The sequence below is a fragment of the Roseomonas marmotae genome (assembly GCF_017654485.1).
GTDB lineage: Bacteria > Pseudomonadota > Alphaproteobacteria > Acetobacterales > Acetobacteraceae > Pseudoroseomonas > Pseudoroseomonas marmotae.
The window spans coordinates 3,094,518-3,119,046 of record NZ_CP061091.1 but is presented as its reverse complement, the minus strand read 5'-3'; the positions used below and the strand labels follow the sequence as shown (position 1 = coordinate 3,119,046).

Genomic DNA, 24,529 nt, shown 5'->3' with positions numbered 1-24,529 from the left:
GCGGAGGTCAGGTCGTTGAAGTCAGGCTCTTACTGCGGCAGGGCCTGCCACTTGCCATCCTTGATGACGGCCATCACCCGCGCGTTCTCGTCCTGGCCGACATGGTCGGCGGGCGACATGGTCGCGGTGCCGTTCACGTAGACGACGCCTTTCAGCCCCTCCAGCGCATCGCGCAGCGCCGCGCGGAATTCCGGCGTGCCGGGCTGGGCGGTCTTCAGCGCCACGGGAATGGCGTGCTGCAGCAGAATGCCGGCGTCATAGGCATAGGAGCCGAAGGCGGAGACGCTGCCGGCGCCATGCGCGGCCTCATAGGCGTCGCGATACTGGCGGGCGACATCGCGGGAGGGGTGGGTCTCCGGCAGCTGGTCCGCCACCACCACGGGGCCGACGGGGAGGATGGTGCCTTCGACATCCTTGCCGCCGATGCGGAGGAAATCGGCATTCGCCACGCCATGAGTCTGGTACATCGCGCCGCGGAAGCCGCGCTCGCGCAGCGTCTTGGCCGGCAGCGCGGCCGGAGTGCCGGCGGAGATGATGAAGACCGCGTCGGGGCGGCCGGCGATGACCTTCAGGCTCTGGCCGGTGACGCTGGTATCCGTGCGGGCATAGCGCTCATCGGCCGCCACGGCGATGTTCCGCTGCTCCAGCAGCGGCTTGAAGATGCCCAGCCAGCCATCGCCATAGGAATCGCTGACGCTGACCAGCGCCAGCCGCTTCACGCCGGCCTTGGCCATGTGGTCGGCGACGGCGGTGGCCATCAGCGCGTCGTTCTGCGCGGTCTTGAAGACCCAGCGGCGCTTCTCATCCACCGGGGAGACGATGGTGGCGGAACCGGCCAGCGAGATGGTCGGCACCTTCTGCTCCGCCGCGACCTCGACCATGGCGATGGAGGCGGGCGTGACGGTGGAGCCGACCACCGCGTCCACGCGGTTGTCGGTGATCAGCTTTCGCATGTTCGTCACGGCGCGGGTGGTGTCGGAACCGTCGTCCAGCACGATCCACTCGACCGGCTGCCCGCTGAATTCCTTCGGCAGCAGCCGGATGGAGCGGCCTTCGGGGATGCCCAGCGAGGCACCGGGCCCGGTCTCGGAAATGACGACGCCGACCCGGACGGGTTCGGCGGCCGTGGCTGCCGTGGTCAGGCCGAGCGCCAGCGTCAGGCCGGCGGCGAGATTCCGCATCGACTTCTCTCTCCTTGGACTCCGGGAACTTCAACGTTCCCTTGAATGTCATTGGCCCGGCGCTCCGGCCTCCTGATGGAGGGGCCGATGCGCCCTGGGCGGGCAATGCCGAAAGAATTGACCGGCCGGTCGATCAAAGCAAGTGCTTTCCCGGGGGCCGACGGGTTGCATTCGCCGACCGATCGCTCGCTTAATCGCCCGGCGAAGGACAACGCGCCGGAAGAGGTCAGCATGGCTCGGACACGGGCAGAAGATTACGACGAGAAGCGCCGCCAGATCCTGAAGACCTCGGCCGGCCTCTTCGCGCGCCACGGCTTCACCGGCACCTCGATCACCATGGTGGCGCAGGCCTGCGGCGCCTCCAAGGCACTGCTGTACCATTACTACGCCTCAAAGGAGGAGGTGCTCTTCGATATTCTGCATCTGCACCTGGAGACGCTGGTGGAGACGGTGGAGCGCGCCTTCGCCTCCACCGCCGAGCCGGAGGCCCGGCTGCATGCCCTCTCCGCCGCGCTGCTGGAGACCTACCGGGACGCGGATGCCGAGCACCAGATCCAGATCGCCAACCTGCAGCTGCTGCCGCCGGAGCGGCAGGAGGTGCTGCGGGAGCTGGAACGCCGGATCGTCGCCGTCTTCGCCGAAGCCATCGCGGCGGCCGTGCCCTCGGCCGCGCCGCAGCGGCACCTGCTGAAGCCGCTGACCATGTCGCTCTTCGGCATGCTGAACTGGAGCTACCTCTGGTTCCGGGACGGGCGCGGGCTGTCGCGGGAGGATTACGCCCGGCTGGCCACCGACCTCATCCTGCGCGGCGCCGCGCCGGCCATGGCGGGGCTGGAGGCGGAGACAGCCTCCAACTCCTGAAGGACACCAGGGCCGCCTCGCATCCCGCCTGTCCCGGCTCCGCCTGTGGCCGCGCCGACACAGCGGCGTGCTTCTGCCACGGCAGCGCAACCAGCCCTGTTACGCTTCCGTTTTTGAGTCGGCATCGAGAAGGGCCGTCCCATGTTGAAGCGGCTAGCCTATAAGATCTGGTGGTTGGCCCGGCAGACTGTCCTCGGCTTCATCGATGATGAGGCGCTCAGCCGCGGCGCCGCCATCGCATTCTATACCGTCACCTCCCTGGCTCCGGTGCTGATCATCGCCGTCGCTATCGCCGGCCTTGCCTTCGGGGAGGATGCGGCGCGCGGCGCGGTGGTGGAGCAGCTCGGCGGGCTGATGGGGCAGGCGGGGGCCGAGGTGGTGCAGGACATCATCCGCAGCGCCTCCAACCCCACCAGCGGCATGGTGGCCAGCGTGATCGGCATCGTCACCCTGCTCATCACCGCATCCGGCGTCTTCGGGGAGATCCAGGCCAGCCTCAACAAGATCTGGAGGGCGGAGGTGCCGGACATCACCGTCTCCTCCCTTCTCCGGGCAAGGGCGCTCAGCCTGGGGCTGGTGGCGACGCTGGGCTTCCTGCTGCTGGTCTCGCTGGTGATCAGCGCGCTGCTGGCCGCGCTGCGGGCGTCGCTGAATACCAGCTTGCCCGGCATCGCCATGGTGGTGCGCGTTACCGATATCTTTGTCTCGCTCGGGCTGGTCTCGGCCCTGATCGCCGCCATCTACAAGATCCTGCCAGACCGCCGGCTGGAGTGGCGGGACGTGGTGGTGGGCGCCATCGTCACCGCCGGGCTGTTCGATCTCGGCAAGATGCTGATCGGCCTCTATCTCGGCCGCAGCGCGATCGGCTCCACCTATGGCGCGGCGGGATCGGTCATCGTCGTGCTGCTCTGGATCTACTACTCGGCGCAGATCTTCCTGCTGGGGGCGGAGTTCACCAAGGCCCATGCCATGTGGCGGGATGCCCAGGCCTGGCACCTGGACCACGACCCGCGTGCCCCGAAGGTGGTGGAGCCTGAGGAGGTGCCGCCGGAACGCCCGCCGCTGAACCTGCCGCATCTGATGTGATGGCGTAAGGATGCCCGGCGGGGTGATGCGGCGCCGCGCCGGGCATGGCAGAGAGGCCCGGCCATGACCATGCTGATTCCCCACCCATGAGCCGCAAGCGCCCCGCTGCCCCCTGGATCGCCCTGATTGCTGCCGTGCTGGGGCTGTTCAGCGCCAACCAGATGACCGATGCCGGGCTGGAGCGTGTCTTTCGCGCCGCCGTACGCGCCTTCTCCAGCCTCGACAATAGCCAGCGGGAGACGACCCACCGCGTGCCACGGGGCAGCATCGAGCCGGTGAGCGGCCTCGCCCGCATCATCGACGGAGATACGCTGGACCTCGGCCGGACCCGCATCCGCATGCGCGGCATCGACGCGCTGGAGAGTGACCAGACCTGCACCCGCAGCGGCACCGGCCGCTATGACTGCGGCAAGCAGGCGCGGGACGCGCTGGTGGCGCTGATCGGCGGCGCGGAGGTGACCTGCACCCCCGATGGCTCGGAAACCTATGGCCGCATGGTCGCCACCTGCACCGTGCCTCGCCGGGACGGGAACGGGGTGGTGGACCTGAATGCCGCCATGGTCCGCACCGGCTTCGCCTTCGACTGCAAGCGCTACTCCGATGGCGCCTATGCGGATGAGGAGCGCGCCGCCAAGGCGGCCCGGAGCGGTGCCTGGGGCGGGCGCTTCGAATTTCCCTGGGACCATCGCGGCCGCGCCAACGCCTGCGGGCGCGGCTGATGCGCCTGGCCCCGGGCCGCGCCCCGCGCTGGCTGAAGCGCCTGGCGCTGGTGCTGCTGCTGGGGCCGCCGCTGCTGATCCTGCTCTTCCGCTTCGTGCCGGTGCCGGTGACGCCGCTGATGCTGCTGCGGGCGGCGCAGGGCTATGGGCTTTCCAGGGAATGGGTAGCCTATGACCAGATCGCCCAGTCCCTGCCGCAAAGCGTCATCGCGGCGGAGGATAATCTCTTCTGCGAGCAGAGCCTGGGCTTCGACTTCCAGCAGCTGCGCGGGCAGGTGGAGGCGGCGCTGAACGGGGAGCGGCCCCGTGGGGCCAGCACCATCACCATGCAGGTGGCCAAGAACCTCTTCCTCTGGCCTGGGCGCGACCCGCTGCGAAAGGTGCTGGAAGCCTGGCTGACGCCGCAGATCGCGTTGCTCTGGCCGCGCCAGCGGGTGCTGGAGGTCTATCTGAACATCGTCGAGTTCGGCCCCGGCATCTATGGGGCGGAGGCCGCCTCCCGCGCCTTCTTCGACCGCTCCGCCGCCCAGTTGACGGCGGGACAGGCGGCGCGGCTGGCCGTGGTCTTGCCGAACCCGCTGGAACGGTCGGCGGCCTCACCCGGTCCCTATGTGCAGAGCCGGGCGGAGGTCATCCGCCGGCGGGTCGGGCAACTGGGCAGCCTGTTGGACTGCGCCCGCTGAGCCGGCGGGCGGCGCAATGGCCTAACTGAAGCCCACCTGGCCGGAGGTACGTTACCCGCCACGCCCGGCGTCGAAGCCCAGGAAGCCCACATCCGGCCGCGCGGCGCCACCGTCGACGGGATGGGGCGCGGCCCTGCCGGCGGACGGCGCCGCCGTGGGGGCGCTGCGCTGCGGCGCGCGGACCGGCGGGCGCGGCGCCGGCTCAGGCCGGGCGACATTGCGGCTCAGCCCTGGCAGGGAGGGCGGCGGCGGGGCGGAGGAGGCTACGGCGCCACGGACGGAGAGCAGGTAGAAGACAATGTCGTTCCGCCCCTGGTCCACCGCTGATTCCAACGGTGTCAGCCCCAACACGTTGCGCCCGTTGAGGTCGGCACCGCGCGACACCGCGTCCCGCGCCGAGGTCAGGTCACCCCGGTTGATGGAATCGAACAGCGCCTCGGTCGGGCCGAGGAGGTTGAAATTGGCATCGGGCGGGATGACCGTCGCCGGGTTGCGGTTTGCCAGGCCGGGCAGGGCCGGCGGCGGCGCCGCCGAGGGGCCGGTGGGGCCAGAAGGTGTCAGCGGCCCACGCGGCGCCTGCGCCAGGGCAGGCAGGGCCGGCAACAGCAGCGCCAGGGCTGCGAGGGGCAAAAGACGGGGGGAAGAGATGGAGCGGCGCATGGCGGCACCTTCTACCGGTAAAGCGGCGTTCAAGGGAACCGCAACAACAGAATCAGGGAGCATAATGCTGTATGCTGGCCTCGCGTTGCCCTGAAATGCCCAGCCTCGGCTAGCAGCCCTGCCCGTTCAGCGTGAAGCTTTCCACCCGGCGGTCACGCAGGGCGAAGGTGATGTCGCAGCGCACCTCGACATAGGAGGTGTAGTTCAGCCAGGGACCGTAGCGGTAGGGGCCGTAGAAGAAGGGCTGGGGCTGCTCGACGGGCACCGCGCTCTGACGCACGAATTGCAGGAAGAGAAGGCCCCCCGTCTCATAGCTGCGGACCGGCACGCCGAGCCCGGCCACCAGCTCCGTCTCGCTGCGGCCCACATAGGTGGCCAGCTGCTGTTCCAGCGTGGGCCCCATCGCGCAGGCACCGAGCATCAGGGGGCAGATCAAGGCCATTGCCATACGCATAACGAAATCCTCCAACTCTTGGATAAGAAGTCAGGATCATGGCTGCGAAAGGGCAGAAGGGCCTCAGCGTCCCTCCCGCCGCCAGGCAATGACGGCCACGCCCAGCACCAGCGGCAGGGCCAGCCAGGGGGGCAGCAGCGGCAGGGCCGCGATGCCCGTGACGATATGGTCCTGGTTGCGCCGCAGGCCCAGCCAGCCCCTGTTGGCGCCGCCGGACATGTCGCGCCCGGCCGCCACGCGCCGCAGTTCCGGCACCGCCGGCGCCTCGCCCGTGCCCAGCCAGCGGGTGCCGCCGCCGGTCGCATGCGCGATGGGGGCCAGCTTGGCCGGATCGGCGCGCAGATCGGCGATTTCCATCGGATTGGCGGCGGCGGCGGCGGCGAAGGCCGTGCGGCGGCCGTCGCTGGCCTGCCAGACGCCCGGCTGCTCCGCCGGCAAGGTCAGCACCGCGCGCCCGCCGCCTTCCGCTTCCGGCCGGCGGCGGGCGATGGTGCCATCGGGCGCGGTGACGGCGATCTCCGGCGGCGGGCCGCCCTCCAGGCTGCGGCGGGTGACGGTCAGGGTGCCGCCTTCGACCTGGGCGACCAGATCCTCCTCCTCCAGCTCCGGCTCCTTCATCAGCCAATGCGCGGCGCGGCGCAGCAACTCCGCCTGCGGGCCGCCGCCGTCATGGCCGCGTGACCAGAGCCAGATCTGGTCGGAGAGCAGCAGCGCCACCCGGCCTTCCCCCACCCGGTCCAGCTGCAGCAGGGGCGAGTTGTCGCCGCTGTCCATCACCGTGGTGCCGCTCTCGGTATTGGCGCGCAGGTAGCGGTACCAGCGGCCCCATTGCGGCTGCGTATTGCCCTGGTTGGCGCCGCTGAGGCCCTGGGTCACGGGGTGGCGGGCGCCGGCCTCCGTCACGCGCGGGCGGAAGGCGCCTTCCGCCATGGCCTCGGGGCCGGAGAAGGGGCGCGCCGGCAGCACCTGCCCCAGCGGGGTTGCGGCCAGACTGGTCGGCCCCAGGAATTCCGGACCGACCGAGAGCAGCAGCGCCCCGCCGCCGCGCACGTATTCGGCGATGTTGCGGAGGTAGGTGGGTGGCAGGATGCCCCGGTTGGCGAAGCGGTCGAAGACGATCAGGTCGAATTCCCGCAGCTTCACCTGGAACAGCTCACGCACCGGGAAGGCGATCAGCGCCAGCTCGTTCAGCGGCGTCAGATCATCCTTTTCCGGCGGGCGCAGGATGGTGAAATGCACGAGGTCCACGCCGGGATCAGCCTTCAGCAGCCGCCTCCAGGTGCGCTCGCCCGAATGCGGCTCGCCGGAGACCAGCAGCACCCGCAGCCGGTCCCGCACCCCGTTGATGGTCACCACGGCGCGGTTGTTCAGGGCCGAGACCTCGCCCGGCCGCTCATCCGCCGCGACCTCCACCACTGTCGGCCCGCCGCGCTCGATCGGCACGGTGATCCGGTGCTCCCGACCCAGCGGCACGCTTTCCACGCGGGGCGCGTTGCCATCACGGCGGATGGTCAGGCGCACGGCACCCTGCGCCTCGTTCACCGGCACGCCCAGGTCCTCCACCGCCACCCGCAGCTCTACGCTGCGGCCGACGATGCCGAAGCCCGGCGCCTCGATCACGCGGATGCGGCGGTCCACCTCGCCAGGGCCGCCGGGCAGGATGGTGTGGAAGGGGGCGTCGAAGCCCGCCGCCTCCGGCACGTCATGCGCCTGTCCATCGGTCAGGGCCAGCACGCCGGCCAGACGGGCGCGGGGGATGTCGGCCAGGGCGCGCTCGACGGCCGTCATCAGCCGCGTGCCCTGGTTGCCGCCTTCCGGCAGGTCCAGCACGCGCAGTTCCAGGTCCGGGAAGCGGGCGGCCTCCCGCTCCAGCGCGGCGCGGGCGGCATCGAGCTGCGCGCCCCGGTCGCCGATGCGGGCGCTGTCGCTGCGGTCCTGCACCAGCAGGGCGATATCGGGCCGGCCCTCCCGCGTCTCCTCCACCAGCCGCGGATTGGCCAGGGCCAGCAGCAGCAGGGCGAAGGAAAGGGCGCGCCACCAGACGCCGCGCGCGCGGCGCCACAGCGCCATGGAAAGGGCCAGCAGCGCCACCACGCCCAGGGCGATGAGCAGCCAGAGTGGCAGGATGGGGGCGAAATCGAGCCCGGCGATGGCGCTTTGCATCAGTTGCCCAGCCTTTCCAGGATGGCCGGCACATGCACCTGATCGCCTTTGTAGTTGCCGGTCAGCGCATACATCACGAGGTTGACGCCGAAGCGATAGGCCAGCGTCCGCTGCCGCGCCCCGCCGGGGATGGCGGCATAGGGGTTGCCGCCCCGCGCATCCACGGCCCAGGCGCCGGCCCAGTCATGCCCGCCGATGATGACGGGGCTGACGCTGTCATTGGCCCGGTCCTCCTCCCGCGACACCCAGACCTGCCCGCCGGTGAAGCGGCCGGGCAGGTCCTGAAGCAGGTAGAAGGCGCGGGTCAGAACATGCTCGGGCGTCACCGATGTCAGCGGCGGGATCTCCAGGCTGCGCGTGACGCGCTGCAGGGCCTCCCGCGCGCCAGGGGCGAAGCCTTCGCCCGAGCCTTCGTCCCGTGTGTCGAAGAGGATGATGCCGCCGTGGCGCATATAGTCGTTCAGCGCGGCCACGGCGGCGCTGCCGGGTGGCTGCGCGTCCGGCAGCACGGCCCAGTACAGCAGCGGCAGCACGGAAAGGTCGTCCTGCCCCGGCCGCACGGCGACAGGCTCGCCCAGCGCGGCGGCGGTCCGGCGGTTGACGTAGTCGGACAGGCCGGCCAGCCCCTGGCGCACCATCTCATCGGCCGAGGGGTCGTCGGTCGCGACATAGCCGATGCGCGTCACCAGCGGCATGGAGTCATCCTGGGCCCGGGCGCCGGAGAGCGGCGCGGCGCCAAGCCCCAGGGCCAGCAGCCCCAGCATAGCCAGCCGCGCCGGCCGGCCGACCAGCCCGCGCTGCGCCAGGGACAGCACGAGGTCCACCGCCAGCAGCAGAAGCGCCAGCCCCAGCAGCCATGGGCCCAGGTCGCGTTCCGCCGGCACGCCGCCGATGGTTTGCAGGCGGGTGCCGTCCGGCGGCGGCGCCATCACGCGCGGGGCGGGCAGGCTGGCGGAGAGGTTCAAGGCGCGGCGCTCGGCCCCCTCGCCAGGCTGGCCATACCAGCCGGGCGGATGGCGCGGGCCGGGCAGGGCCTCCGCGAAGGCGCTGGCGGGGATGGCGGCCGTGCCACCAGGGGCAGGGCCGAGCCGGCCGAAGCCGTCCATCGTCTCGACCGGCGCCAGCGGCGCGCTGCCTTCCGCCCCCACCACGCCGGAGGAGAGCGCCACCACCCGCCGCAGCATGTCCACGAACAGGCCGGAGAGCGGCAGGTTGGACCATTCGGCATTGGCGGTCACATGAAAGAGCACAATGCGCCCGGCGCCGCGTGTCTCCGCCGTCACCAGCGGCGTGCCATCAGCCAGCCGCGCCCAGCTCCGCTCGCTCAGGCGCGGGTCCGGCTCGGCCAGCACCTGGGTGGAGATCGTTACCTCGGCGGGCGGGGTCAGGCCGAAGAAGGGGGAGTTCTCGGGGAAGGGCGCCAGCCGCTGCGGCCGCTCCCAGGAGAGCGAGCCGCCCAGCTGCCGCTCACCCGCCCGTAGTCGCACGGGCAGCAGGCTGTCCGGGTGCTCGGCCAGGCGCGGCCCGGCGAAGCGCAGCAGCGTGCCGCCCTTCTGCACCCATTGCTCCAGCAGCTCCTCCTCGTGCCTCTCGGCCACCGGGCGGTCGGCCAGCACCATCACGGAAAGCTGCCGGCCCAGAAGCTGCCCGATATCGCCCGAGCGCAGCTCGGCGGTGGGGGAGAGGGCACGTTCAAGATAGTAGAGCGTGCCGATCAGGGGGGTCTCGTTGCCTGCCTGGCTCGGCCCGACCATCCCGACCGGGCGGCGGCGGAAGCGCTCGTCCAGCAGCACGGCGGTGGCGGCGCTGTCCTCGCCCTCCACCTCCAGCCGCACGACCTGATTGCGGATTTCCAACGGCAGCTCCATCGCGGCCTCGCCGCCGGTGGCGCCGGCGGGCAGGTCGATGCTGGTGCTGGCCAGGGCGCGGCCGTCGCCGGTGCGGGCCAGGATGGTGGCCTGCCCGCCCAGCGCCGTGGGCGTCTGGCGCAGGGAGAGCAGCAGCCGGTCCGGCTCGGCCCGTGGGGGCGCCAGGACCCGGGTGGCACGGCCCTCGCTGCGCGCCAGCGTCAGCGGGCCGGCCTCGGCCAGGGCGCGGGCCAGTGGCGCGCTGTCCTCACCTTCCGGCCGGTGCTCCAGCCCATCGGCCAGCCAGAGGCTGGAGAGCGGGCCGGAATGGGCCTGCCGCCAGGACTGGAACCCCGCCAGCGCCGCCGCGCGGTCCGGCGCCCAGGGCTTGGGGCGCAGGGCGGCCAACCGGGCGCGCAGTTCCTCCGCCGGCATCAGCCCGCTGGGCTGGATGGCGCCGCCGTCATTCCCGGCGGTTTCGGTGGGGGCGGTGGTCAGCAGGGCGGTGCGGCGCCCCTCGCGCGATGCGGCATCCAGCGCGGCCTGGGCGGCGGCCATGCGGGCCGGCCAGTCGGCGGCGGCGGCCCAGCCGTCATCCACCACCAGCAGCAGCGGGCCTTCCCCATCCGTAGCGGCGCCAGGGCCCCAGACCGGACGGGCCAGCCCCAGCACGATCAGCGCCGCCGCCGTCAGCCGCAGCAGCAGCAGCCACCAGGGCGTGCGGCTGGGCGTCTGTTCCGGCGCCGGCAGGTCCCGTAGCAACCGCAGGGCCGGGAAGGTCTGGCGGCGCGGCGCCGGGGGCGTGACGCGCAGCAGCCACCAGATCAGCGGCAGCAGCGGCAGGGCCAGCAGCAGCCAGGGCAGCACGAAACCGATCGGGCCGAGTTGCAGCATGAGGCTCCTATCCCGGCGAGAGCGCCTGCCACAGCGCCAGCAGCGCGGCCTCGGGCGGCGCGTCGGTGCGGTGGGTGGTGAAGCGCCAGCCGGCGGCGGCGGCAATGGTGGTCAGTCCCTGGCGATGCGCTGCCAGCCGCTCGGCATAGAGCGCGCGGATGCCTTCCACGCGCGGCAGCAGCAGCGGGGCTTCCCCGGCGATCAGGGCTTCGAAGCGGATGCGGCCGGTATAGGGCAGCGTCTCCTCCGCCGGGTCCAGCACCTGCACCAGATGGCCGGTGACGCCGCGGGCGGAGAGGGAGGCGACGGCGGCGCGGGTGTCTTCCAGCGGCGCCAGGAAATCCCCGAAGAGAACCGCGCGGGCGTGGCGGGGCAGGCTCTCATCGGCGGCCGGGCCGGTATGGCGCCCCAGCGCCTCGGCGAGGGAAGGCAGCAGCCCGCGCCCGGCATAGGCGCGGCGGTCGCCCAGCAGCCGCACCCGCTCCCCGCCGCGCAGCAGCAGCGAGGCAAGCGCCAGCAGCAGCAGCTCCGCCCGTTCCGATTTGCGCGGCAGGTTGGTGGTGGAAGACCAGTGCATGGTCTGCCCCGCATCACGCCAGAGGGCGATGCTCTGGGCGGCTTCCCACTCCGTCTCCCGCACGAAGAGCCGGTCGGATTTGGCGCTCTGCCGCCAGTCCAGCCGGTTCAGCGCATCGCCGGGCGTATAGGGGCGGAACTGCCAGAAAGCGTCGCCCTGGCCGGCACGGCGGCGGCCATGGACGCCCTGCATCACCGTCGCGGCGACGCGTTCGGCCGCCACCACCAGCGGCGGCAGCCTCGCCCCCAGGACCTCGGCGCGCAGGGCCGTGGCACGGGGGGGCGTGGCGCGGGGCGCGGTGGCCGTGCCGGGGTCAGCCAAGGCTGGCCTTCAGCGCACCAATCACGTCGGAAAGCTGCACGCCATCGGCGCGGGCCGAGAAATTCAGCGCCATTCGATGCCGCAGCACGGGGTCGGCCAGGGCCACGACATCCTCGACGCTGGGCGCCAGGCGGCCATCCAGAACCGCGCGGGCGCGGGTGGCCAGCATCAGCGCCTGGGCGGCACGGGGGCCAGGCCCCCAGGCCAGGTGCTTACGGACCGCCTCCAGCGATCCCGTCTCCGGCCGCGCGTCGCGCACCAGCTTCAGGATGGCTTCCAGCACCTGCTCGCCCACGGGAATGCGGCGGATCATCGCTTGTGCCGCCATCAGCTCGGCGGCGGTGATCGCCGGGCGGGCCTTGGTGTCATGCGCGCCGGTGGTGGCCAGCAGCATGGCGCGTTCCGCCGCCTCGTCGGGGTAGCCGACATTCACTTCCAGCAGGAAGCGGTCCAGCTGCGCTTCCGGCAGGGGATAGGTGCCTTCCTGCTCGATCGGGTTCTGCGTCGCCAGAACATGGAAGGGGGCGGGCAGGGGATGGGACTGGCCGGCCACCGCCACCTTACGTTCCTGCATCGCCTGCAGCAGCGCCGACTGGGTGCGGGGGGAGGCGCGGTTGATCTCGTCCGCCATCAGCAGCTGGCAGAAGACCGGGCCCTTGATGAAGCGGAAGGCCCGGCGGCCGTCGCCGCTTTCCTCCAGCACCTCGCTGCCCAGGATATCGGCGGGCATCAGGTCCGGCGTGAACTGCACCCGGCTTTCATTCAGCCCCAGCACGGTGCCCAGAGTCTCCACCAGCCGGGTCTTGCCCAGGCCGGGCACGCCCACCAGCAGCACGTGGCCGCCCGAGAGAATGGTGATCAGGACCTGTTCAACCACCTCCGGCTGGCCGAAGATCACCTCGCCAACCGCGGCCTTGACGCGGGCCAGTCGGGTGCCGAGCGCCTCGACTTCCGCGACGAGAGTGGTGGGATCGATGGGGTCCGCCACTTCAACCATGTCGATCGGGTTCCTTAATATAGTCTGCATATGGGAGGCCGGCCGTTTTCCGCCAGCCACCGATCCAGGAGCGAGACTTGGAAAGCGTATGACCAGTGGGCGCACGGACAAAGCATTGAATGCAGTGCAACAGCAGGATGTGAGCGGCGCTGCCCGCCACTCGGCTGCCGCACGCCAGGGGGGCGATCCCTGTGATCTGCCGCTGGCCGGGCTGAGACCCGGGGGCGGGCGGCTGGAGGGCCGGCCGCCCAGACCGAAGGTGGATTGCGGCGCGCTGGACATGCGCATCGCCCGGGATGGAAGCTGGCACTACAAGGGCGGGCCGATCGGGCGGAAGGAGCTGGTCTGCCTCTTCGCCTCCGTGCTGAAGCGGGAGGAGGATGGCAGCTTCTGGCTGGAAACCCCCGTTGAGCGGGGCCGGATCGAGGTGGAGGACGCGCCTTTCATCGCCGTCGAGGTCTTCTGGCGGCAATGCGACGGGCGGCAATGCCTGACCTTCCGCACGAACCTCGACGAGATGGTCACCGCCGACCACGACCACCCCATCCGCGTCGAAATCGACCCCCGCACGCGGGAGCCGCGCCCCTACATCTCCGTGCGCCCGGGGCTGGAGGCCCGCATCAACCGCGCGACCTTCTACGAGCTTGTCGCCCTGGCGGAGCCGGAGAAAGTGGACGGCCGGGAGGTGCTGGGCGTCTGGAGCGAGGGCGTCTTCTTCCCCATCGACGATGTGCCGGCCGAGACCCCGCGCGCGCCGCGCCGGGCCGGGCGCATCCCGGAAGGCCGTTCCCCGCGTGCCGGCGCGAAGTGAGTACCCGTTCCGCCCTGGAGGCGGTTCCGGACCGGCATGATGTCCTTCCGGCGGAGGAGATCGTCCGGCGCCTGCGCGACCCGGATCGCCTCGCCCGCGCCGAGCCTACTTCCAGCATCGATATGCAGCCCGGCCAGCCGCTGGTCGCCGCCGCGGTGCTGGTGCCGCTGGTGCTGCATCCCGCTCCCACCGTGCTGCTGACGCTGCGAACGAAGAAGCTGTCCTCCCATAGCGGGCAGGTGGCTTTTCCCGGCGGCCGGATGGAGCCGGGGGAGAGTGCCGAACAGGCCGCGCTGCGTGAGAGCTGGGAGGAGATCGGCCTCGGCCCCACCCTGCCACGCGTGATGGGACGCCTGCCGGACCATCTGACCGGCACGGGCTATCGCGTCACGCCCGTGGTGGCGCTGCTGCAGCCGCCGCTGAAGCTGGTACCGGAGCCGGGCGAGGTGGAGCTGATCTTCGAATATGACCTGCAGCGGCTGCTGGACCCCGCCCAGCCAAGGCGCGAGCAGCTGGAGGTGCGCGGCGAGCAGCGCAGCTACTGGGTCTGGCCGCATGAGCGGCATTTCGTCTGGGGTGCCACCGCCGCCATCCTGCGGAATCTGGCGCTGGTGCTGCGCTGAAAGCGGCCTGGGGCGGTACCTGCGGGCTTCGCCCGCCCGGCCAGACGCCGAAGCCGCCCCGGGGGTTAAACCCCGAGGCGGCGGAGAGTGGTCAGAGGATCTTCATCCGCCCCAGCACATAGCCGATGCCGGCGCCGATCAGCACCGAGGTCAGAGGCTGTTCGCGGATACAGTCGCTCAACTGGCCCAGCGCGTTCTCGGCCTGGCCATGTGCCTGGTTGTACATCCCGCGTGCCTGGGTGCGGCTGTCGCCGGTCAGGTTGCCGGCGGCCTCCTGAACACGCCCGAAGGCATCGCGGGCTGCGCCCGTCACGCGGCTTTCGTCGACCATAATCGGTATCTCCTGTCTTTGCGCCGGCACCGCCGGCCTGCGTGGTTCCAACGCCATGCCCGCGATTTGGATGCGCAGCTCGTGCAGTGCCGCGGCGGTGGCGGCATTGCACGGGAACTCTCCTCGTGCTGCCTTGCCCCCGCCATGACCGCTGACCCTCCGCACCACCGTATCGACCCGCCCGAATGGCTTTCCCGCGGGGCACCCGCCGGCGTGCTGGCGGCGCTGCCGGGCGCGCGCGTGGTGGGCGGCGCGGTGCGCGACCTGCTGGCGGGGCGGGAGGTGCATGACGTGGATGTGGCCGTGGCCCTGCCGCCCGAGGAAGCGTCCCGCCTGCTGCGCGATGCCGGCATCAAGGTCTTCGAGACCGGGCTGGCGCATGGCACCGTCACCGCCGTGCTGGAGCACCAGCCGGTGGAGGTGACCAGCCTGCGCCGTGACGTGCTGACCGACGGCCGCCATGCCCAGGTGGCCTGGAGCACGGACTGGCGGGAGGACGCGGCGCGGCGCGACTTCACCATCAATGCCATGTCGATGGATGCCGCCGGCCGGCTCTGGGACTATTTCGGCGGGCGCGAGGATCTGGCGGCCGGGCGGGTGCGCTTCGTCGGCGACCCGGCGACCCGCATGGCGGAGGATTATCTGCGCCTGCTGCGCTTCTTCCGCTTCCAGGCCCGCTATGGACGCGGCGCGCCGGACGCGGCGGCGCTGGCCGCCATCCACGAGGCCGTGCCGGGGCTGGCGCGGCTTTCGGCCGAACGGGTCTGGATGGAGCTGAAGCGGCTGCTGGAGGCGCCTGACCCCTCTGGCGCTCTGGCATTGATGCGAGAGGCTGGCGTGCTGCGGGCCATCCTGCCGGAGGTGGGGGAGGCCGGCCCGCTATGCCGCCTCCTGGCGGCTGGCGCCCCGGCTGACCCTCTGCTGCGGCTGGCTGCCCTGCTGGCGCCGGGCAGCGGGGCTGAGGGATTGGCACGGCGGCTGCGCTTCTCCACCGCCGAGGCGGAGCGGCTGCGGCGGCTGCTGGACCCTGCCCTGCGCCCTGGACCGGAACTGGACGGTCCCGCGCTGCGCCGCTGGCTGGCCGAGGTGCCGGCAGGGCTGCCCGCGGACCTCGCCTGGCTGGCCGAGGCGCTGGATGGCACGGAACGCGCGGGCCTGCGGGCGCGGATCGCCGCTACACCGCGCCCGGTCTTTCCCTTGCAGGGGCGGGATGCGCTGGCGGCCGGCATTCCCGCCGGCCCGGGGGTGGGGCAGGCCCTGGCGCGGGTGCGGCGCTGGTGGCTGGACGGCGGCTGCGATGCTGATGCCGATGCCTGCCGCGCAGTGCTGCGGCGGCACTGAAAGCCGCTCCCGCACCGCGTTTCCGGTGTGACCATCGGCACCTTGCGACGTTTCCCTGCCGATCCACCACGGCAGAGGGAGCCGCCCATGACGCAGGACCCGACCACCGCCTACCCGCAGCCGCCGCAGCCGGAGCAGCAGCAGCAGCCTCCCGGTTATACCAACCCGATGCATCCTAAGCCCGATCATGGCGAGCAGAGCTACAAGGGCAGCGGCCGGCTGGCGGGCAAGGTGGCGCTGATCACCGGCGCCGATTCCGGTATCGGCCGCGCCGTCGCCATCGCCTTCGCGCGGGAGGGCGCGGATGTCGTCATCTCCTACCTCAATGAGCACGAGGACGCGGAGGAGACGGCGAAATGGGTGCGGCAGGCCGGCCGCAAGGCGGTGATGGCGCCGGGTGACATCGGCGACCCCGCGCATTGCCGGGCCCTGGTGCAGCGCACGGTGGAGGAACTGGGCGGCATTTCCGTGCTGGTGAACAACGCCGCCATGCAGCGGACCCATGAATCCATCGACGACATCAGCGACGATGAATGGGACGAGACCTTCAGGACCAACATCCATTCGCAGTTCTATCTCTGCAAGGCGGCCCTGAAGCAGATGAAGCCGGGCGCTGCGATCGTGAACACCACATCCATCAATGCCAAGAGCCCGTCGCCCTCGCTGCTGGCCTATGCCACCACGAAGGGCGCCATCGCCAATTTCACCGCCGGCCTGGCGCAGCTGGTGGCGGAGAAGGGCATCCGCGTGAACTGCGTGGCGCCGGGACCGATCTGGACGCCGCTGATCCCTTCCACCATGCCGGAGGAAGCGGTGAAGAGCTTCGGCGAGAACACGCCGCTCGGCCGCGCCGGGCAGCCGGCGGAACTGGCGCCAGCCTATGTCATGCTGGCCTCGGATGAGAGCAGCTACATCACCGGCGCGCTGATCCCCGTCACTGGCGGACGGCCGATGCTCTGAGGCACCACATCGGCCGTCCGGCGGCAGCGCCGTTAGCGGCTCGTCCGTGGGGAGGATATCGGCGCCGGGGCTGGCGGATCGTCCTGCCCCTTTGCCGCCCAGACGCCGATGTCGGTTTCCGGAAGGGGCGCCGCAGCATGGTCATGCCCTTCAGGCCGGGGCATCCGGCGTTGCGCCTTGAGGCCACAGACCTGCGGTTGCTGCATTGCAGCGTTCGAATAGCCTTAATGTCGTGGCGTGCACAAATTAGCTAAAATTTCGTCAGAACTGCGATCGGCGCAGAAAAATATCGACTGACGAAGGCTCCACGATGAAGGCCGAAGAGGGTGGCGCTGACCACCGCCCGCTGAACAAGCACGATATACGCACTCTTACCCTGGCCTCCCTCGGCGGGGCGCTCGAATTCTATGACTTCATCATCTACGTCTTCTTCGCCACCGTCATCGGCCACCTTTTCTTCCCGGTGGACATGCCGGACTGGCTGCAGCAGATGCAGACCTTCGGCATCTTCGCCGCCGGCTATCTGGCGCGGCCGCTGGGCGGCATCGTCATGGCGCATTTCGGCGACCTCGTCGGCCGCAAGCGCATGTTCACGCTCTCCGTCTTCCTGATGGCGGTGCCGACGCTGCTGATCGGCCTGATGCCGACCTATGAGACCATCGGCTATGCCGCGCCGGTGCTGCTGCTGGTCTTCCGCATGATGCAGGGCGCGGCCATCGGCGGCGAGGGGCCGGGCGCCTGGGTCTTCGTGGCGGAGCATGTGCCGGCCCGCCATGTGGGCCTGGCCTGCGGCATGCTGACCGGCGGCCTGACCGGCGGCATCATGCTGGGCTCCCTGATGGCCACCGGCATCAATGCCGCCTTCACCCCGGCCGAGGTGAGCGGCTGGGCCTGGCGCATCCCCTTCCTGGCGGGCGGCGTTTCCGGCCTTGTGGCCATGTATCTGCGTCGCTTCCTGCAGGAGACGCCGGTCTTCGAGGAGATGCGAGCCCAGGCGACACTGAGCAAGGAACTGCCGGTGAAGCAGATGCTGCGCGACCACCGCGGCGCCGTCATCCTCTCCATGCTCGTGACCTGGATGCTGACCGCCGCCGTGGTGGTGGTGATCCTGATGACCCCGGCGCTGATGCAGAAGCTGCATGGCTTCACGCCCGTGATGACGCTGAAGGCCAACCTGGCCGCCACCTTCCTGCTGACCGTCTGCGCCATGTTCTCCGGCGTGCTGCTGGACCGTTTTGGGGCGGTGAAGGTGGGCCTGATCGGCGGCATGCTGCTGATCGTCAGCACCTATGCCCTCTATATCGGCGCCGATATGGCGCCGGAGATGCTGCTGCCGCTCTATGCCTTCGCCGGCGCCACGGTGGGCGTGATCAACGTCGTGCCCTTCGTGATGGTGAATGCCTTCCCGCCCAGCGTGCGCTTCACCGGCGTCTCCTTCAGCTACAACCTCGCCTATGCCATTTTCGGTGGCGTGACGCCGCTGCTGGTCACCGCCCTGGTCAATGCCGACCCGCTGGGCCCGGCACATTACGTCGCCGCCGTCACGGTGGTCTTCCTGGTCTGCATGGCCCTCCAGGGCCGTGCCCGGCTCAGCCTGGCCGCGCCGGAAGCCGCCGAGGCCCCGGCCCGCTGACCTGCCCTGCGGGGGGCGTGATGCGCCGCGCCTCCCGCCCGACCGCCCAGCCATGCTAAGCGCCCCCGCATGGCTGCTGCCCTTCCGCCCCCCGAGACCACCCGCGCCCTGACGCTCCGCCTCTGGCGGAACTATATGCGGCACCACCGCGCCGGCATTGCCCTGGCGCTGTTCTGCTCCCTGGCGCTGGCGGGCTTCACCGCGCTCTATCCGCTGGTCATCCAGCAGGCCTTCGACCTCTTTACCTCCGAGGACGAGCGGATCGTCTGGCTGGTACCCCCCGTCATCATCGCGCTGACGGCCTGCAAGGCGGCCGCGCAATACGGGCAGGCGGTCTCGGTGCAGGCGGTGGTGCTGCGGGTCATTGAAGCCATCCAGAACGACCTGTTCCGCGCGCTGACCCGCGCAGACCTTGCCGTGCTGGCGCGCGAGGCCCCCGCCCGCCACGCCGCCCGCTTCACCGCCGATGCCCAGGCGATCCGGGAGGCGCTGACCAAGGCCATCAACGGCCTGGCCAACGGTCTGACGGTCATCGGCCTCGTCGCATCCATGATCTATCTCGACTGGCAGATGAGCCTGATCCTGGTGGTGCTGTACCCCGTGGCCATCGTGCCGGTGCTGCGGCTGGGCAAGCGCATCCGCCGCGCCTCCGGCGGCATGCAGGAGCGGGTGGGCGAGGCGGCGGCCATGCTGACCGAGAGTTTTTCCAGTGCCCGCGTGGTCCGTGCCTACGGGCTCGAGGCGCAGGAGGAGAATCGCGCCCGCCGTGCCTTCGCCCGGCTGCGGGAGGCGCTGATGCATATCGCCCGGACCCGCAGCAAGCTGGACCCGATCCTGGAGGCCCTGGGCGGCGTGGCGGTGGCGGGCGTGCTCTGCTTCGTCGGCTGGAAGGTCTCCACCGGCCGCGGCACGGTGGGCGAGTTCACCGGCTTCGTCGCCGCCCTGCTGGTGGCCACGCAGCCCATGCGTGCCCTGGGTTCGCTGAACGCGGCCTTGCAGGAAGGCTTCGGTGGGCTGGTGCGCGTCTTCAATGAGATGGACCGCAGGCCGCATATCACCGCCCCCGCAGGCTCCCCGGCGCTGCCGGATGGCCCTGGCGCGGTGGAGTTCCGCAAGGTCGGATTCCGCTACGGGGACGGGGAGGCGGTGCTCGCCGGCCTCTCCTTCCAGGCCGAGCCGGGGCAGACGGTGGCGCTGGTCGGCCCCTCCGGCGCCGGCAAGTCCACCGCCCTGGCGCTGCTGCCCCGCCTCTATGACGCGACCGAGGGGCAGATCCTGCTGGATGGCGTGCCCGTGACGGCGGTGACGCTGGAGAGCCTGCGGGCCGCCATTGCCTATGTCGGCCAGGATGCCGTGATCTTCGACGATACCGCCCTGGCCAATATCGCCTGCGGTCACCCCGGCGCGAGCCGGGCGCAGGTGGAGGCGGCGGCGCGCGCGGCCGCGGCGCATGATTTCGTCGCGGCGCTGCCGGCGGGCTACGACACGGTGCTGGGCTCCGGCGGCTCACGCCTCTCGGGCGGGCAGCGGCAGCGCGTGGCCCTGGCCCGCGCCCTGCTGCGGAACCCCCGCGTGCTGCTGCTGGACGAGGCCACCAGTGCCCTGGACGCGGAGAACGAGGCCGCCGTCGGCCGCGCGCTGGAGCGGCTGCGGCAGGGGCGGACCACCCTGGTCATCGCCCATCGCCTGGCCACGGTGCAGGCGGCGGACCGGATCGTGGTGATGCAGGATGGCCGTGCCGTGGAGCAGGGAAGGCACGCGGAATTGGTGGCGCAGGACGGTCTCTATGCCCGTATGGTCCGCACCCAGGCTTTCGCTGTGGAGTAGGCCCATGCGATTCCCCGTCCTGCTGGCAGCCCTGCTGGCCCTGGCTCCGCTGCCCGCCCTGGCGCAGGATTGCAGCCGGCAGGCGACGCAGGCTGACATGAATGAATGCGCCGGGGACGGGCTGCGGAAGGCGGATGCGGCGTTGAACGAGGCCTATCAGCAGATCATGGCCCGGCTGCGGCCGGATGCCCCGGCGCGGCAGGCGCTGCGGGACGCGCAGCGGGCCTGGATCCGCTTCCGGGACGGGGAATGCGATTTCGCGACCATCGGGGTGGAGGGCGGCAGCATCCGCCCCATGCTGGCGGCCCAGTGCCGGCAAAGGCTGACCGAGGAGCGGCTGGCGCAGCTGCGCCGCTATCTCTCCTGCCGGGAGGGCGATCTGGATTGCCCGGTGCCGGGGGCGGGATAAGCTGCTTCTCCCGGCAGGGCGCGAAGGGGAAGGGCCATGACGCTCAAGGGCGGCTGCTACTGCGGCGAGATCCGCTACGAGGGGGAAGGGGCACCCTTCCACAGCACCATCTGCCACTGCCAGGACTGTCGGCGCGTAGCCGGCGCGCCCTTCGTGGCCTGGTTCAGCCTGCCCGTGACGGGGCTGCGCTTCACGGCCGGGGAGCCGGCGCGCTTCGCCTCCAGCGACAAGGGGCGGCGCAGCTTCTGCCCGCGCTGCGGCACGCCGCTGACCTTCCAGAGCACCGACCTGCCGGATGAGGTCGATATCGCCACGGCCACGCTGGACGACCCGGCGCAGGTTCCGCCGGCGGACCATGTGCGGGCGCGGGGCCAGCTCCCCTGGGTGAAGCTGGCGGATGGGCTGCCGCGCTACCCCGGCGGGCGCGCCGAGGGGATGGAGTAGCGGTTCACTCCCGCCGCAGCACCCCGTCCACCAGGCGGTCGGCCCAGGCGCGGCTGCGGAAGGCGGCGCGCAGGGCGTCCTCGTCGTAATCCTCCGCCACCCAGTCCAGGAAGGGCTTGGGCCCATGCTCGCGCGTGAAGCGGGCATATTCGCGGAAGAAGGCATCCAGGATGCCGGTCTTGCTGGCGGAAACGTGACCATGGCGCCAGGAGAGCTGGCGCATCGCCTCCTCCACCGGGCGCCCTTGCAGCATCAGCCACAGCCCGGCCGCCAGGCCGGTGCGGTCGGCGCCGGATTTGCAGTGCAGCAGCACCGGCTCCGGCATCTCCCGGAACAGTCCGGCGAGGCGCAGGATGCGGTCCTTGTGCGGCGCCCCCCGGCTTTCCAGCGGTGCGTCGACATGGGTCAGGCCCAGTTCCGCCGCCGCCTGTCGCCCCAGCGCATCGGAGCCGCAATCCTCCCGGTGGCCGCGCAGGTTGACGATGGTGCGGATGCCGAACTGGCGGGCCACCGCCCTGAGCTGGCGCGGGCCGAGGTGGTTGGAGCGATAGACGCGCCCCGCCTCCACCACGCCCCAGTTGCGCCAGAGCAGGCGCAGCACGGCATGGTCCACGAACAGGCTGTTGAGCCAGGCGGCGCGCCGCCCGGCCGCAGATGTCAGATCTTGCGCCACGGCCGGGGTATGGCGAGCCCGGCCGCGCAGGACAAGGGGCGCGCCCTCAGGGCCACTTCACCTCGGGCGGCATGGACATCAGGATCGCCTCGGTATGGCCCCCGGTACGCAGGCCGAACAGCGTCCCGCGGTCATAGAGCAGGTTGAACTCCACATAGCGGCCGCGGCGGCGCAACTGGTGCTCGCGCTCCTCCGGCGTGAAGGGCTCAGCCATGCGGCGGCGGACGATGCGCGGATAGGCGTCCAGGAAGGCCTCGCCGACATCGCGCGTGAAGGCGAAATGCTCGGGCAGGCGCGCCTGGTCCGGCTCGTCCCGGCCCAGCCAGTCATAGAAGATGCCGCCCAGGCCGCGCGGTTCGTTACGGTGGGGCAGGAAGAAATACTCGTCGCACCACTGCTTGAAGCGCGGATAATAGTCGGGAGAATGCCTGTCGCAGGCCGCCCTGAAGGCGGCGTGGAAGGCTTCGGCATCCTCCAGCGACTCGGGGGCATCGAGCACCATGGGCGTGATATCGCCGCCGCCGCCGAACCAGGCGCGGGTGGTGGCGATGAAACGCGTGTTCATGTGCACCGCTGGCACGCGCGGGGAGCACATATGCGCCACCAGAGACACGCCGGTGGCGATGAAGCGCGGGTCCTCCTCCGCGCCCGGGATCTGCTTGCGGAACTCCGGGCTGAATTCCCCATGCACGGTGGAGACATTGACCCCCACCTTCTCGAAGACCTGCCCGCGCATGACGCTCATCACCCCGCCGCCGCCGCCGGGACGGCTCCAGCTGCTGCGCTCGAAGCGCGCCGGGCTGCCGGCCTCGGCCTCGATCGCCTCGAATTCGGCGCAGATCCGGTCCCGCAGCGACTCGAACCAGCTGCTGGCCTCGGGGGCGAGGGGATGAGTGAAAGGGGTTTCCGGCATGGCGGGGGTATCCCTGGACTGGGGGAGGCGGAGGGCTGCGCGGCGCTAGCCCAGCACGCCACCCCGGCGCAACAGCGTCACAAGCTGTCACAAGGCAGTGCCGGCGGCGATTGCCACCCCATGGGGGCTGGCTTTATATGGCGCTGCGCAAATCCGGCAGCGTGCGTCACGCTGCCGTGCGTCTCCGCATCTACGGCGGAAAGGATCAGCGGCCGGCCTGCCTGCAGGACCGGGGCGGCCGCCAACAGGGACGATGAGGCATGGCCGATACGCTTGCGCCGAGCAGCAGCCCCCCCGCCAAGGGTGGCCAACACGCCCCCGCCGAGGGGACGAAACGGGACTTCCTGAAACTGGTTGCGGGCTCCTTCGCGGCGATCGGTGTGGGTGCCATCGTCTGGCCGTTCATCCATTCGATGAACCCCGCCAAGGACGTACTGGCGCTGGCCAGCACCGATGTGGACATCAGCCACATCGCCGAAGGGCAGGCCGTGACCGTGATGTGGCGCGGCAAGCCGGTCTTCGTGCGCCACCGCACCGCGCAGGAAATCCAGGAAGCCCAGGCGGTTCCGCTGAACCAGCTGCCTGACCCCGCGACCGACCAGTCCCGCGTGCAGCGTGAGCCCTGGCTGGTCGTGCTGGGCGTCTGCACCCATCTGGGCTGCGTGCCGCTGGGGCAGAAGTCCACCGACCCGCGTGGCGACTTCGGCGGGTGGTTCTGCCCCTGCCATGGCAGCCACTACGACACCGCCGGGCGCATCCGCCGCGGCCCCGCGCCCCTGAACCTGGCCGTCCCGGAATATGCCTTCCGGTCCGACACCCAGATCCGTATCGGCTGAGGACCGCACCCCGATGGCATCCGGCCTTCACGACAGTTCCTTCACCAACCCGGTTGTGCGCTGGATCGACCAGCGCATGCCGGTGTTCACCATGATGCAGAAGGAGTACGGGACCTTCCCGACTCCCCGGAATTTCAATTACTTCTGGAATTTCGGCGCCCTGGCCATGATCAACCTGCTGATCATGATCGCCACCGGCATCTTCCTGGCGATGAACTACACCGCCCATACCAGCCTGGCCTTCGACAGCGTCGAGCGCATCATGCGCGACGTGAACTACGGCTGGCTGATCCGTTACGTGCACATGAACGGCGCCTCGATGTTCTTCATCGTCGTGCTGGTCCATGTGTGGCGCGGCATGTACTACGGCTCCTACAAGGCGCCGCGTGAGCTGCTGTGGATCCTGGGCGTCATCATCTTCCTGCTGATGATGGCCACGGCCTTCATGGGCTACGTGCTGCCCTGGGGCCAGATGTCCTTCTGGGGCGCCACCGTCATCACCAACCTCTTCTCGGCCATCCCTCTGGTCGGCGACAGCATCGTGACGCTGCTCTGGGGCGGCTTCTCCGTCGACAACCCGACGCTGAACCGCTTCTTCAGCCTGCACTACCTGCTGCCCTTCGTGATCGCGGGCGTGGTCTTCCTGCACATCGCGGCGCTGCACATCACGGGTTCCAACAACCCGCTGGGCATCGAGCCGAAGGGCCCGCAGGATACGCTTCCCTTCCACCCGTACTACACGATGAAGGACAGCGTCGGCATCGTCGTCTACTTCATCGTCTTCGCGGTGCTGGTCTTCTACATGCCCAACTATCTGGGCCATCCGGACAACTACATCCCGGCCAACCCGCTCTCGACGCCCGCGCATATCGTGCCGGAATGGTATTTCCTGCCGTTCTACGCCATCCTGCGCGCGGTGCCGAACAAGCTGGCCGGCGTCCTGGCGATGTTCGGCTCCATCCTGGTGCTGTTCGTGCTGCCCTGGCTGGACGGCTCCAAGGTGCGCTCTATGCGCTTCCGCCCGATCGCCAAGTGGCTGTTCCTGCTCTGGACGGTGAACTTCTTCGTGCTGATGTGGGCGGGCGGCAAGCCGGCCGAAGGGATCTACGTGCTGATCTCCCGCATCGCGACCGCCTATTACTTCGCGTATTTCCTGGTGCTGCTGCCCCTGCTGAGTAAGCTAGAGCGGCCGCTGCCGCTGCCCGACAGCATCAGCCGTCCTGTGCTGCGTGGGGGCGGACCGCTGCCCAGCGCCGCCACTGCCCAGCCGATGGAGAAGGCGTGA

The 24,529-nt window shown here is 70.6% G+C and carries 24 protein-coding genes; 14 read left to right on the top strand and 10 right to left on the bottom strand.

Going from position 1 to position 24,529, the window contains the following annotated elements:
• Window positions 1–29: 29 nt before the first annotated feature.
• Window positions 30–1,181 (bottom strand): ABC transporter substrate-binding protein, encoded by a 1,152-nt coding sequence (locus IAI58_RS14660; protein WP_207445680.1) that lies wholly within the window; start codon window positions 1,179–1,181, stop codon window positions 30–32.
• Window positions 1,182–1,412: 231 nt separating this feature from the next.
• On the opposite strand from IAI58_RS14660, the gene IAI58_RS14655 reads away from it, so the two are divergent.
• From IAI58_RS14655 to mtgA, 4 genes are all read left to right on the top strand, one after another.
• Window positions 1,413–2,042, top strand: coding sequence for a TetR/AcrR family transcriptional regulator (locus tag IAI58_RS14655; RefSeq protein ID WP_207445679.1), 630 nt, complete (start codon window positions 1,413–1,415; stop codon window positions 2,040–2,042).
• 141 nt (window positions 2,043–2,183) lie between these two features.
• On the top strand, window positions 2,184–3,128 hold the full coding sequence (locus IAI58_RS14650; RefSeq protein ID WP_207445678.1) for a YihY/virulence factor BrkB family protein: 945 nt from the start codon (window positions 2,184–2,186) through the stop codon (window positions 3,126–3,128).
• 86 nt (window positions 3,129–3,214) lie between these two features.
• Window positions 3,215–3,847, top strand: coding sequence for a thermonuclease family protein (locus IAI58_RS14645; protein ID WP_207445677.1), 633 nt, complete (start codon window positions 3,215–3,217; stop codon window positions 3,845–3,847).
• The gene (gene mtgA, locus IAI58_RS14640) at window positions 3,847–4,530 is read left to right on the top strand and encodes a monofunctional biosynthetic peptidoglycan transglycosylase (protein WP_207445676.1); all 684 of its coding nucleotides are present in this window, start codon (window positions 3,847–3,849) and stop codon (window positions 4,528–4,530) included. The genes IAI58_RS14645 and mtgA overlap by 1 nt, the downstream gene beginning before the upstream one ends.
• Before the next feature lie 51 nt (window positions 4,531–4,581).
• Here mtgA and IAI58_RS14635 read toward each other — a convergent pair whose 3' ends face one another.
• The 6 genes from IAI58_RS14635 to IAI58_RS14610 all read right to left on the bottom strand — a co-directional run bounded on the left by IAI58_RS14635 (window position 4,582) and on the right by IAI58_RS14610 (window position 12,443).
• Entirely contained in the window at window positions 4,582–5,190 is a 609-nt protein-coding gene (locus IAI58_RS14635; RefSeq protein ID WP_207445675.1) for a hypothetical protein, read from the bottom strand.
• A 109-nt stretch (window positions 5,191–5,299) separates the two neighbouring features.
• Complete coding sequence (locus IAI58_RS14630; protein ID WP_207445674.1) at window positions 5,300–5,644, bottom strand: hypothetical protein; 345 nt, start codon at window positions 5,642–5,644, stop codon at window positions 5,300–5,302.
• 63 nt (window positions 5,645–5,707) lie between these two features.
• Window positions 5,708–7,807, bottom strand: coding sequence for a hypothetical protein (locus tag IAI58_RS14625; RefSeq protein ID WP_207445673.1), 2,100 nt, complete (start codon window positions 7,805–7,807; stop codon window positions 5,708–5,710).
• Window positions 7,807–10,548: a DUF4159 domain-containing protein gene (locus tag IAI58_RS14620; protein WP_207445672.1), complete on the bottom strand. Its 2,742-nt coding sequence runs from the start codon at window positions 10,546–10,548 to the stop codon at window positions 7,807–7,809. The genes IAI58_RS14625 and IAI58_RS14620 overlap by 1 nt, the downstream gene beginning before the upstream one ends.
• Window positions 10,549–10,555: 7 nt before the next feature.
• Window positions 10,556–11,446 (bottom strand): DUF58 domain-containing protein, encoded by an 891-nt coding sequence (locus tag IAI58_RS14615; RefSeq protein WP_237182239.1) that lies wholly within the window; start codon window positions 11,444–11,446, stop codon window positions 10,556–10,558.
• The gene (locus IAI58_RS14610; protein WP_207445671.1) at window positions 11,439–12,443 is read right to left on the bottom strand and encodes an AAA family ATPase; all 1,005 of its coding nucleotides are present in this window, start codon (window positions 12,441–12,443) and stop codon (window positions 11,439–11,441) included. The genes IAI58_RS14615 and IAI58_RS14610 overlap by 8 nt, the downstream gene beginning before the upstream one ends.
• 139 nt (window positions 12,444–12,582) lie before the next feature.
• Between IAI58_RS14610 and IAI58_RS14605 the strand changes: the two genes are divergently transcribed.
• Together IAI58_RS14605 and IAI58_RS14600 are read left to right on the top strand one after the other, a co-directional pair.
• Window positions 12,583–13,254, top strand: a complete 672-nt coding sequence (locus tag IAI58_RS14605; RefSeq protein ID WP_419555856.1) for a DUF1285 domain-containing protein — start codon at window positions 12,583–12,585, stop codon at window positions 13,252–13,254.
• The gene (locus IAI58_RS14600) at window positions 13,251–13,877 is read left to right on the top strand and encodes a CoA pyrophosphatase (RefSeq protein ID WP_237182859.1); all 627 of its coding nucleotides are present in this window, start codon (window positions 13,251–13,253) and stop codon (window positions 13,875–13,877) included. The genes IAI58_RS14605 and IAI58_RS14600 overlap by 4 nt, the downstream gene beginning before the upstream one ends.
• A gap of 91 nt (window positions 13,878–13,968) precedes the next feature.
• Here the strand turns inward: IAI58_RS14600 and IAI58_RS14595 are convergent, their stop codons facing one another.
• A complete protein-coding gene (locus tag IAI58_RS14595; RefSeq protein ID WP_207445669.1) occupies window positions 13,969–14,208 on the bottom strand; it encodes a CsbD family protein in 240 nt (79 codons plus the stop codon).
• Window positions 14,209–14,352: 144 nt separating this feature from the next.
• On the opposite strand from IAI58_RS14595, the gene IAI58_RS14590 reads away from it, so the two are divergent.
• The 6 genes from IAI58_RS14590 (at window position 14,353) to IAI58_RS14565 (ending at window position 20,822) form a co-directional block, all read left to right on the top strand.
• Window positions 14,353–15,549, top strand: a complete 1,197-nt coding sequence (locus IAI58_RS14590) for a CCA tRNA nucleotidyltransferase (protein WP_207445668.1) — start codon at window positions 14,353–14,355, stop codon at window positions 15,547–15,549.
• An 87-nt stretch (window positions 15,550–15,636) separates the two neighbouring features.
• On the top strand, window positions 15,637–16,509 hold the full coding sequence (locus IAI58_RS14585) for an SDR family oxidoreductase (RefSeq protein ID WP_207445667.1): 873 nt from the start codon (window positions 15,637–15,639) through the stop codon (window positions 16,507–16,509).
• Between the two features lie 310 nt (window positions 16,510–16,819).
• The gene (locus IAI58_RS14580) at window positions 16,820–18,142 is read left to right on the top strand and encodes an MFS transporter (protein WP_207445666.1); all 1,323 of its coding nucleotides are present in this window, start codon (window positions 16,820–16,822) and stop codon (window positions 18,140–18,142) included.
• A 69-nt stretch (window positions 18,143–18,211) separates the two neighbouring features.
• On the top strand, window positions 18,212–19,969 hold the full coding sequence (locus tag IAI58_RS14575) for an ABC transporter ATP-binding protein (RefSeq protein ID WP_207445665.1): 1,758 nt from the start codon (window positions 18,212–18,214) through the stop codon (window positions 19,967–19,969).
• A gap of 4 nt (window positions 19,970–19,973) precedes the next feature.
• Window positions 19,974–20,378 carry a lysozyme inhibitor LprI family protein gene (locus tag IAI58_RS14570; protein WP_207445664.1) on the top strand — a complete coding sequence of 135 codons (405 nt, stop codon included), beginning with the start codon at window positions 19,974–19,976 and terminating at the stop codon, window positions 20,376–20,378.
• 36 nt (window positions 20,379–20,414) lie between these two features.
• On the top strand, window positions 20,415–20,822 hold the full coding sequence (locus IAI58_RS14565; protein WP_207445663.1) for a GFA family protein: 408 nt from the start codon (window positions 20,415–20,417) through the stop codon (window positions 20,820–20,822).
• A 4-nt stretch (window positions 20,823–20,826) separates the two neighbouring features.
• Here IAI58_RS14565 and IAI58_RS14560 read toward each other — a convergent pair whose 3' ends face one another.
• The gene (locus IAI58_RS14560; protein WP_207445662.1) at window positions 20,827–21,495 is read right to left on the bottom strand and encodes a tyrosine-protein phosphatase; all 669 of its coding nucleotides are present in this window, start codon (window positions 21,493–21,495) and stop codon (window positions 20,827–20,829) included.
• Window positions 21,496–21,541: 46 nt separating this feature from the next.
• Window positions 21,542–22,408, bottom strand: coding sequence for an oxygen-dependent coproporphyrinogen oxidase (gene hemF, locus IAI58_RS14555; RefSeq protein WP_207445661.1), 867 nt, complete (start codon window positions 22,406–22,408; stop codon window positions 21,542–21,544).
• 260 nt (window positions 22,409–22,668) lie between these two features.
• Between hemF and petA the strand changes: the two genes are divergently transcribed.
• Window positions 22,669–23,244: a ubiquinol-cytochrome c reductase iron-sulfur subunit gene (petA, locus tag IAI58_RS14550; protein ID WP_207445660.1), complete on the top strand. Its 576-nt coding sequence runs from the start codon at window positions 22,669–22,671 to the stop codon at window positions 23,242–23,244.
• 13 nt (window positions 23,245–23,257) lie between these two features.
• Window positions 23,258–24,529, top strand: a complete 1,272-nt coding sequence (locus tag IAI58_RS14545) for a cytochrome b (RefSeq protein WP_207445659.1) — start codon at window positions 23,258–23,260, stop codon at window positions 24,527–24,529.